7 protein-coding genes are annotated in these 10,345 nt (G+C 66.7%); all 7 read right to left on the reverse strand.

All coding sequences use genetic code 11. The annotated features are described in order from the left end of the window. Positions 1 to 655, reverse strand: a 655-nt coding sequence (locus tag Q1V87_RS12165; RefSeq protein ID WP_300593237.1) for an aspartate kinase, incomplete at its 3' end; no start/stop codon positions are given. Positions 656 to 756: 101 nt separating this feature from the next. Next, a complete protein-coding gene (gene recR, locus Q1V87_RS12170) occupies positions 757 to 1,350 on the reverse strand; it encodes a recombination mediator RecR (protein ID WP_300593240.1) in 594 nt (197 codons plus the stop codon). A gap of 2 nt (positions 1,351 to 1,352) precedes the next feature. Continuing rightward, a complete protein-coding gene (locus tag Q1V87_RS12175) occupies positions 1,353 to 3,392 on the reverse strand; it encodes a DNA polymerase III subunit gamma and tau (RefSeq protein ID WP_300593243.1) in 2,040 nt (679 codons plus the stop codon). A gap of 20 nt (positions 3,393 to 3,412) precedes the next feature. Then, entirely contained in the window at positions 3,413 to 5,956 is a 2,544-nt protein-coding gene (locus Q1V87_RS12180; protein WP_300593246.1) for a glycosyl hydrolase family 65 protein, read from the reverse strand. Continuing rightward, positions 5,953 to 6,774: an HAD-IA family hydrolase gene (locus tag Q1V87_RS12185; RefSeq protein ID WP_300593249.1), complete on the reverse strand. Its 822-nt coding sequence runs from the start codon at positions 6,772 to 6,774 to the stop codon at positions 5,953 to 5,955. Before Q1V87_RS12185 ends, Q1V87_RS12180 begins: the two co-directional genes overlap by 4 nt. 91 nt (positions 6,775 to 6,865) lie before the next feature. Further along, positions 6,866 to 8,098: an acetate kinase gene (locus tag Q1V87_RS12190; protein WP_300593252.1), complete on the reverse strand. Its 1,233-nt coding sequence runs from the start codon at positions 8,096 to 8,098 to the stop codon at positions 6,866 to 6,868. Next, the gene (gene pta, locus Q1V87_RS12195) at positions 8,095 to 10,278 is read right to left on the reverse strand and encodes a phosphate acetyltransferase (protein ID WP_300593255.1); all 2,184 of its coding nucleotides are present in this window, start codon (positions 10,276 to 10,278) and stop codon (positions 8,095 to 8,097) included. The genes Q1V87_RS12190 and pta overlap by 4 nt, the downstream gene beginning before the upstream one ends. Between the last annotated feature and the right edge of the window lie 67 nt (positions 10,279 to 10,345).

The raw sequence follows: 10,345 nt of genomic DNA on the forward strand, positions 1-10,345 counted from the left end.
ACTCGACGCAGCGCAGGTGCAGGATCTTGGCGCCGCAGGCGGCCATCTCCAGCATCTCCTCGTAGGAGACCCGGTCGCGCGTGCGCGCGGTCGGCACGATCCGGGGGTCGGCGGTGAACACGCCGTCCACGTCGCTGTAGATCTCGCACACGTCGGCTTCGAGGGCCGCGGCGAGCGCCACAGCCGTCGTGTCGGAGCCACCGCGGCCGAGGGTCGTGATGTCACGGGTGTCCCGGTTGAAGCCCTGGAAGCCGGCGACAATCACGATTGCGCCCTCATCAAGAGCCTCGCGGAGTCGAATGGGGGTGACATCGACAATGCGGGCGGCGCCGTGCGTGGCATCCGTGATCATCCCCGCCTGGCTGCCGGTGAACGAGCGCGCCTCGAAACCCATCGATGAGATCGCCATTGCCAGCAACGCCATCGAGATCCGCTCACCGCTGGAGAGCAACATGTCGAGTTCCCGGGGCGCAGGAATCGGTGCAACCTGACCCGCGAGGTCGAGAAGCTCGTCGGTCGTGTCTCCCATCGCGCTCACCGCGACGACCACGTCGTGACCGGCACGACGTGTATCGACGATCCGTTTGGCGACGCGCTTGATGCTCTCGGCGTCGGCGACCGACGACCCGCCGTACTTCTGGACGATCAGCGCCACATGCAACTCCCGGGATGACAGGCTCGGATGCCGAACCCAGCGTCCCATTCTACGGACGGCAGCATGCCCGCCGAGTCATGCGGCGGCGGGACCGCGACGGCTCACACCGAGCGGCGGCCCTCGAAGGCACGCCCGAGGGTGACCTCGTCGGCGTATTCGAGGTCGCCACCCACCGGCAGTCCCGAGGCAAGCCTGGTCACCGTGATCTGCAGGGAGGTCAGCAGGCGCGACAGATAGGTCGCGGTGGCCTCACCCTCGAGGTTGGGGTTCGTGGCAAGGATGACTTCCTGCACTGTCCCGTCAGCCAGGCGCTGCATGAGCTGCGCAATGCGCAGATCATCGGGGCCGACACCCGCGATCGGGCTGATCGCGCCGCCGAGCACGTGGTAGAGACCCCGGAACTCGCGCGTGCGCTCAATGGCCGCGACATCCTTCGCGTCCTCGACGACGCAGATCAGTGTCTGGTTGCGGCGGGGGTCGCGGCAGATGCTGCAGCGATCCTGCTCGGACACGTTGCCGCAGATCTCACAGAATCGAACCTTCTCGCGCACCTCGGCGAGCAGTTGCGACAGGCGCGACACGTCAAATGACGGAGTCTGCAGGATGTGGAAAGCGATCCGCTGGGCCGACTTCGGACCGATACCGGGAAGCCGACCGAACTCGTCGATCAGGTCTTGGACGATGCCGTCGTACATGTTCAGCCGAACCTCGTCGGTGACGCGTGCGGCTCTTCACGGATGAAGCGCGCATCCAGCAACTGGCGAACGACAGCCTCTCCGTAGCGCTGTGCCCCGTCGGGCGCGCGCGCGATCCGCTGTGCGATCACCGGCGCCTGGTCGAGAGCGACATCCAGATCGACTGCGTCGCTGTCTTCATCGTCGCCGGGGAGTGGTTCGTCGGCTGCCATCACGTCGCCCTCGCGGGGAGCGGGAACGTACGTAGCGACACTGGCCGGCGCATCCTCAGGCTCGTCGTCGACGGCGAGAGACGGGGCAAGGACGGCGGTCGGTGCCTCGGCGGAGGAAGGGATCGGAGCAACCGCCCAGTCCGTCACGGCGGGAGCCGCGGCCGCCGCTGTCGCTCCCCCGCGAGGTTTGGGCGCAGGCGTCGGCCCGGCAGGGCCCGACCCACCGGAGGGTCCCTCATCTGACGGGCCGGCCGAATCCGTGGAACCGGCTGCGGGGTCATGCTTGGCGAGGTACTTCACCCGGATGCCAAGTACCTGCTTGATCGCAGTCCGAAGATCCTCGCTGGGTCCTGCGCCGGCAAGAAGATGCTTGAACTTGGCAACGTCGGAGGCGTTGGCGAACGTGAGGGTGAGCACGTCGCCGGAGAAGTCGGCAACACTCGCGACCGACACCAGCAACCACGACGATCGACTGATGCCCTCCAGCGCGCCGAGCACGGCTTCCCACCGCTCCCGCACAACGTCGAGCGTCACCGGCTCGGTCGGTGGCGCGGGCGGCGCGGCGGGGGCGCTGGCTTCCGGAGCGCTCGCTTCAGGGGCCGGAGTAGGCACCGCAGCCGGCGGAGCGGGAGCGGGCGCTGCAGCAGCCGGTGCCGGAGCGGGCGTGGCCGGAGCGGGGGCTGCTGCCGAGGGCGCCGCGGCAGCGGCCGGCGCTGGAGCAACCGATCCTGCGGTTGCCAGCGCCAGAACGCGCGCGCACATGAGCTCGAGCTGCAGCCGAGGCGAGGTGGCACCGGTCATCTCGTCAAGCGCGGCGACGACGACATCCGCCGTGCGCGAGAGTCGTTGAGCACCGAAACGGTCGGCCTGCGCCGCCATCCGCTGCAGATCCTCGGATGAGGCACCGCGCAGTACCGCTGCTGCGCCATCCCCTGTTGCGGCGACCACGATCAGGTCGCGCAAGCGCTCCAGAAGGTCGTCGACGAACCGGCGTGGGTCTTGACCGGTCTGCACGACACGATCCACAGCCGCAAAGACCCCAGCAGCGTCGGATGCCGCGAGCGCGTCGATGATCTCGTCGAGAAGCTCGGCGTGCGTGTAGCCGAGGAGAGCAACCGCGCGCTCGTAGGTGACTGCGCCTTCCGAGCCCGCGATGAGCTGGTCGAGCAGGGAGAGCGTGTCTCGCGGCGACCCACCGCCAGCACGCACGACCAGGGGGAGCACACCGGGATCGACGACGACGCCCTCGCTCTCGCAGAGTGTGCCCACATACTCGAGCATCGCCGCCGGCGGAACGAGCCGGAACGGGTAGTGGTGCGTGCGCGACCGGATCGTGCCGATGACCTTTTCGGGCTCGGTCGTCGCGAAGATGAACTTCACGTGGTCGGGAGGCTCTTCGACAAGCTTGAGCAGGGCATTGAATCCCTGCGGCGTCACCATGTGCGCCTCGTCGAGGATGAAGATCTTGAACCGGTCGCGTGCGGGTGCGAAGACGGCACGCTCACGCAGATCACGAGCATCATCGACACCGTTGTGGCTGGCGGCGTCGATCTCGACGACATCCAGCGATCCCCCACCACCGCGGCCGAGCTCGATGCAACTGTCGCACGTGCCACAGGGTGTGTCGGTCGGTCCCTGGGCACAGTTCAGGCACCGCGCGAGGATGCGCGCAGAGGTCGTCTTGCCGCACCCGCGAGGCCCGGAGAACAGGTAGGCGTGGCCGACGCGGTCGCCCCGCAGCGCGGTCATGAGAGGCTCAGTGACCTGACTCTGCCCGATCATCTCGCCGAACGCCTCGGGGCGATACCGGCGGTACAGGGCAGTGGTCATTCATCCAGCCTAGGGCGTGGTCACGACATCGGGTCAGCGGCCTGCGGCAGCTGCTCCGGCACGCTCTCGAACGTCTCCGGCGACCCCACGATCGGGATCGAGGTCGTGACGACCGGCACGGATGCCGACAGCAGCGACCCGTCGTCGCGGGTGACATCCGCGAACTGGCGAATCGAGGGCCGCCCGGGAATCACCGGGCCCTGGTCGGCAAGCGGAATCATCAACTCCTGCTCGGGCTCGACGACGTATCGTGCGCCCCGCACCGAGAACTCCACGGCCTCCCCCGGCCCCGCAGCGATCCACATGCGGTCTCGGGCGATCGTGACCTGAAGCCGCGTGGCCTGCCAGTGCAGAGTGAACGAGAGCTCGGGCCAGTCGGCAGGAAGCCGGGGGTCGAAGCTCAGCTCGCCGAAGTGGTCGCGCATACCGCCGAATCCACTCACCAGCGCGGTCCAGACGCCGCCCGCCGACGCGACGTGGACGCCGTCCGCCGCGTTGTGGTGCAGGTCGCCGAGATCGACGTAGATCGACTCGAGGAAGTACTTCAGGGCGAGGTCCTGGTAGCCGACCTCCGCCGCGAGGATCGCCTGAACGACCGCCGACAGCGTCGAATCCCCCGTGGTCAGCGGGTCGTAGTACTCGAAGTCGGCGAGCTTCTCTTCAGCGGTGAAGTGATTGCCCTGCAAGTCCAGGGCCAGCACGACATCCGCCTGCTTCAGCACCTGGTACCGGTAGATCACGAGCGGGTGGAAGTGCAGCAGCAGAGGCCGCTGGTCGGGCGAGGTGTTCTCGAGGTCCCAGACTTCTTTCTCGAGGAAGACCGCATCTTGCGGGTGGATGCCGAAGGCATCGCTGAACGGAATGTTCATCGCCTCGGCCGCAGCTTCCCACGCCTCGATCTCGTGCTCGCCCAGGCCCAGGCGATCCACCATGAGGCGGTATTCCTCCGGAGCGTCCAGGGCCATGTCACGCAGCGTGTGGGCAGCGAACCGCAGGTTGAAGCGGGCCATCACGTTTGTGAAGAGGTTGTCGTTGACGACTGTCGTGTACTCGTCGGGCCCCGTCACACCGTGGATGTGGAAGGAGCGCTCGGAGTCGAGTTCCGTCTCGCGCCAGAAGCCGAGACTCGCCCACATCCGAGCTGTCTCGACGGCGATGTCGACGCCCTCGCGGTAGAGGAACTCGGTGTCACCGGTTGCCCGCACGTACTTCGCGAGGGCAAAACTCACGTCGGCGTTGATGTGGTACTGCGCGGTGCCAGCGGCGTAGTAGGCCGAGGCTTCTTCACCGTTGATCGTGCGCCAGGGAAACAGCACGCCGGCCTCGTTGAGCTGGCGCGCGCGCCTGCGCGCGGCGGGAAGCATCAGGTACCGCATCCGCAACGCGTTGCGCGCCCATTGCGGCGTCGTGTACGCCAGGAAGGGCAGGACATAGATCTCGGTGTCCCAAAAGTAGTGGCCCGAGTATCCCGACCCCGAGACACCCTTCGCGGGCACGCCGAGCCCGTCGGCCCGTGCTGCAGCCTGGGCGAGCTGGAAGAGGCACCAGCGTGTCGCCTGCTGCAGGTCGTCGTGGCCACCGATCCGTACGTCCGAGCGTTCCCAGAACGCATCCAGCCATTCGCGCTGGCCCCTGAAGAAGGCGTCGACGCCCTCGGCCTCGGCGCGATCGAGGGTCCTCCGACACCGATCGACAAGTTCCCGGGCGGGGACACCGCGCGAGGTGTGGTAGCTCACGAGCTTGGTGACGGTGACCGGCACGCCGGCCCTCGCCCGTACCCGGAAGACGTTCTTGGCGATGTCAGGTTCGATCAGGCGCCGCGGGTCGTACTCGTTGTCGGTGGTGATGATGTGGTCGGCGACGACCGCGATCGTCATCTCCGATTCGGTGGCCTTGTAAGCGAGGGCCGATCGCGCGCCGTCCTGCCAGTACTCCTGTGGTTGGAGCACGCGCTGGTGGATTCGCTCGGCCCGGCGAGGATCGAAGCCCGCCTTCTTGGGCGCGACGGGAGTGCCGCCGTAGACATCCTCGCCGTCTTGCCGGTTGATGATCTGACAGCTGATCGTGACCGGAGCATCGGCGTTGAGGACCGTGACGGTCTGGCGCAGGATCGCGAGGTGCTTCTCCTCGAACGACACCAGCCGTTCGTCTTCGATCAGAACCTCTTTGCCCGAGGGCGTGACCCAGAGAATCCGGCGACGCATGACGCCGTCACGCATGTCGAGAACGCGCTCGGACGCGCGCACATCCGCGATGTCGAGCGACAGCGGCTCGTCATCGACATAGACCCGCATGATCTTGGCATCGGGGGCGTTGATGATCGTCTGGCCGACCTCGGCGAACCCGTACGCCTGCTCGGCGTGCCGGATCGGGAACACTTCGTGGAAGCCGTTGATGAAGGTGCCGTGCTCGTGTGCGAAGCGACCCTCCGGACTGTTGCCGCGCAAGCCCAGGTAGCCGTTGCCGACGGCGAACAGCGTCTCGGATACCCCGACCTCGTCATGCGAATAGCTCGTCTCGATGAGCCGCCATGGGTCGATGGGATAGCGATCACGATCGATCACGCGGACTCCTCCGGTTCGGGTGCGAGAGCAGCAGTCGGGATGCCGGCACCGTTGCCGTCGAGAAACTCGGCCAGGTCGGAGACCACCACGTGTGCGCCAGCGTCGCGCAGCACCTCGGCTCCGACGCCACGGTCGACGCCGACCACGAGCGCGAATCCGCCAGCGGCCGCGGAGCGCACCCCTGACAGGGCGTCTTCGACAGCCGCGCTGGATGCCGGGTCCACCCCGAGCATCGCGGCAGCCTCGACGAACACGTCGGGAGCGGGCTTGGAGGCCAGGCCGTCACGCTCGGCGATGACACCGTCCATGATCACCTCGAAGCGATCGATGATCCCCGCGGCGGTGAGCACTTCGCGGGCGTTCTTGGAGCTTGAGACCACGGCGATCCTGGTGCCGGCGTCCCGCAGCACATCCAGCAGCGCAAGCGAGCCCGGGTACGGCGCGATGCCCTCGCTTCGCAGCACGCTCTCAAAGACGGCGTTCTTGCGGTTGCCGATGCCGCAGACGGTGTCGAGCTCGGGCGCATCGCTCGGGTCACCCCAGGGCACCTCGACATCGCGGCTCCACAACAAGCTCGCAACACCGTCGTAGCGCTTCTTGCCGTCGAGGTGCTCGAAGTAGTCACGCTCGGTGTACTCGGGCGTGATGTTCCACGCCGCGAAGAGCTCCTGGAACATCGACTGCCACGCGTGCATGTGCACCTCGGCGGTCGGTGTCAGTACCCCGTCCAGATCGAAGAGCACCGCATCGTAGGCGGTGAGATCGGGAAGAGCGTCGGCCACAGGAATCCTCCCGGCGGGTGGCGATGTCGAAAGCATGGGCACGAGCCATGGCAATAGGTCGGGTACGGCTGACGCCGTGGTGCCAGCGTAGTAGTTCGACCCTGCCGTAATGCTGGTTTGCGCGCGCTCAGCCCTGCGCGACGCCCAGAGTTTGCCGAGCGATCTCGAGTTCTTCATTGGTCGGTACGACCAGGACGCTCACCTCAGACGCATCGGTCGAGATACGACGGATGCCGCGCTCCCGCCGCTCGTTTCGTTCGGGTTCGATCTCCACTCCCGCAAAGCCGAGGGTTTCGAGGGCTGCCGCACGGATGATGGGCGAGTTTTCACCGACGCCGGCGGTGAAAGAGATGACATCCACGCCGCCGAGCTGCGCGAGATACGCACCGGCGTAGGTGCGGAGGCGATGGATGTAGACATCGAAGGCGAGTGTCGCCGCCTCATCACCGTCCTCGTAACGCTGTTCGATGTCGCGCATATCGGAGGCGCCGGCGAGCCCGAGCAGCCCCGAACGCTTGTTGAGCAGGTCGTCGAGGTCGTCGATCGACAAACCTGCGCGACGCGCAAGCTGGAAGACGATGGCCGGGTCGACATCGCCCGAACGAGTGCCCATGACAAGGCCTTCCAACGGCGTGAGCCCCATGGAGGTGTCCACCGACCGACCACCGTCGATAGCGGTGACCGAAGCTCCGTTGCCCAGATGGAACACGATCTGCTTGAGCTCACCGATCGGTCGATCGAGGAACGCCGCCGCAGCTTCGCTCACGAACTTGTGCGAGGTGCCGTGGAACCCGTACCGGCGCAGGCGATGCTGCTCGGCCAGTTCCCGGTCGATCGCATACGTGTAGGCGGCGGGGGCAAGCGTTTGGTGGAATGCGGTATCGAAGACGGCAACGTGGGGAATCGCGTCGAACGCTTCCTGCGCGGCACGGATGCCCTGGACCGCCCCCGGGTTGTGAAGGGGCGCGAGGACCGAGAGGTCCTCGATGTTGATGAGCACGAGCGGAGTAACCAGCGTCGGCTCGAAGAAGCGCGCACCACCGTGAACGACGCGGTGCCCCACAGCGACGGGGGGATTGGCCTGCAGTGAGGGCCCGTGCGCGGCGAAGGCATCGAGCATCACCTGGAAGCCTGCGGTGTGGTCGGGAATCGGCAGATCGCGCTCGGAGGTCGCGCTCACGAAGGTCGGTGCTGGCTCGTCAGCGGCAAAGTCTGCCGCGGTAACGGTGTGGCGCGAGTGACCGTTGTCTTGGCCGATCCGCTCCACGAGGCCCGAGGCGAGCACCGCTTCGTTGTCCATGTCGATCAGCTGGTACTTGAATGACGACGAACCGCTGTTGACGACGAGGACGACACTCATGCGGTGGTCCCTTCCTTCTCGGTGGATGCCGGAACCGGGGTGTCGGCATCCGCTTGAGCCTGAATCGCGGTGATCGCGATGGTGTTGACGATGTCGTCGACGAGGGCGCCGCGCGACAGATCGTTGATGGGCTTGTTCAGGCCCTGCAGCACGGGTCCGATCGCGACGGCACCTGCTGAGCGCTGAACTGCCTTATAGGTGTTGTTCCCCGTGTTGAGGTCGGGGAAGACGAACACCGTGGCTCGACCGGCGACCTGGGATCCGGGCATCTTCGCTGCGGCAACTGCCGCGTCGGCCGCTGCGTCGTACTGGATGGGACCCTCGACGAGCAGCTCTGGTGCCCGGTCGCGAACGAAGGCGGTTGCTGCGCGCACCTTCTCGACATCCGCCCCCGACCCCGACTCCCCTGTCGAGTACGACAGCATCGCGACGCGGGGGTCGATCCCGAATTGGGAGGCTGTCGCTGCAGACGAGATTGCGATGTCAGCGAGTTGCTCGGCTGTGGGGTCGGGAATCACGGCGCAGTCGCCGTAGACAAGCACCCGGTCGGCCAGAGCCATCAGGAAAACGCTCGAGACGACAGACACACCCGGCTTGGTCTTGATGATCTCGAACGCCGGACGGATCGTGTGGGCCGTCGTGTGCGCGGCCCCCGAGACCATGCCATCGGCCAGGCCGAGGTGGACCATCAGCGTCCCGAAGTAGGACACGTCGGTGACGGTGTCGGCTGCCTGATCGAGCGAGATCCCCTTGTGGGCCCGCAAGCGCGCGTACTCCTGCGCGAACTGCTCGACGTAGGCGGGGTCGAAGGGGCTGATGATTTGCGCCGCAGACAGGTCGACGCCGAGCTCCGCAGCCCGCGTCCGGATCTCACCCTCATCGCCAAGGATCACGAGGTCCGCGATGCCGCGCGCAAGAACTGTGGCCGCGGCACGGATGACACGATCGTCGCCTCCCTCGGGCAGAACGATCCGGCGCCGATCCGAGCGGGACCGCTCCACCAGCTGGTACTCGAACATGAGCGGGGTTACCACTGTCGAGCGGGCAAGACCCAGCGATCTGCTCAGAACTGCGGTGTCGACGTGCTGCTCGAACATCGCCAGCGCCGTGTCATAGCGCCGCTGGGATGCCGCGGCGAAGCGCCCGCGCGTATTGATGACCTTGACGGCCGTCTCGAACGTGCCCTCGTCGGTTGCGATGACCGGGAGGTTCGAGGCGACGCCATCCATCAGCCTGTCGATCTGCTCCGGCAGGGGGAAGGGTCCGTTGAGCAGGATGCCGGAGATCGAGGGGAACGTGCCCGAGGAGTGAGCAAGCAGCGTCGCCAGCAGTACTTCGGTGCGGTCGGCTGGGATCATGACGATGGAGCTTTCGCTCAGCCGCGGAAGCACATTGACCATCGACATCCCCGCGATCACGACACCGAGGACCTCGCGTGAGAGAAGTTCCGCGTCGCCCTTGATCAGGGTTCCATCGATCGCCGCCATGACTTCGCGCATCGTGGGGGCCACGAGGAACGTGTCCTCGGGGATCGCCCACACCGGCACGACACCGTCGGATGCCACGTGCTCGGGCTCGCGCGCGTGATCGACGAGCTCGCGCACCGCCCCGACGACATCGTCGATGCGATCCGGTTCGGCACGGTTGACGACCACCGCGAGCAGCCCTGCCCGGCCATGCGCGAGCTCCGCCAACGCGAGGGCGGTGATCTGCCCGATCTCCTCAGGAGTGCGCGCGGGCGACGACCCGAGCTTTTCCGCTTCGCCGGTCCGACCACTCATGACGAGCAGGACCGGCGCACCGAGGTTCGCCGCGATCCGGGCGTTGTAGCCGAGCTCTGCGGGAGACCCGACATCCGTGTAGTCGCTCCCCACGATCACGACAGCGTCACACTGCGCCTCGACTGCCTTGTAGCGCTCCACGATCTTGCCGAGGGCGGCGTCGGGGTCCGCGCGCACCTCGTCGTATGTCACCCCGATGCAGTCGTCGTAGGGAAGGTCGACACCGTCGTGGGCGAGAAGCATCTCGAGCACGTAGTCGGGTTCGACAGTCGACCGAGCGATGGCTCGGAACACACCAACGCGCGGTGTGGCATGACTCAGCGCGTCGAGTACGCCCAGGGCGATGGTGGACTTTCCGGAGTGACCTTCTGCCGAGGTGATGAAGATGCTCTGCGCCACGTGTTCAGCCTAGGCGCGAGCCCGGGAGCGGCGCAGGCGAGGTGCCGGATAAAAGTAAGACTCTCCG

This window comes from Microbacterium sp., from assembly GCF_030149085.1.
In the GTDB taxonomy this organism is placed as follows: Bacteria; Actinomycetota; Actinomycetes; order Actinomycetales; family Microbacteriaceae; genus Microbacterium.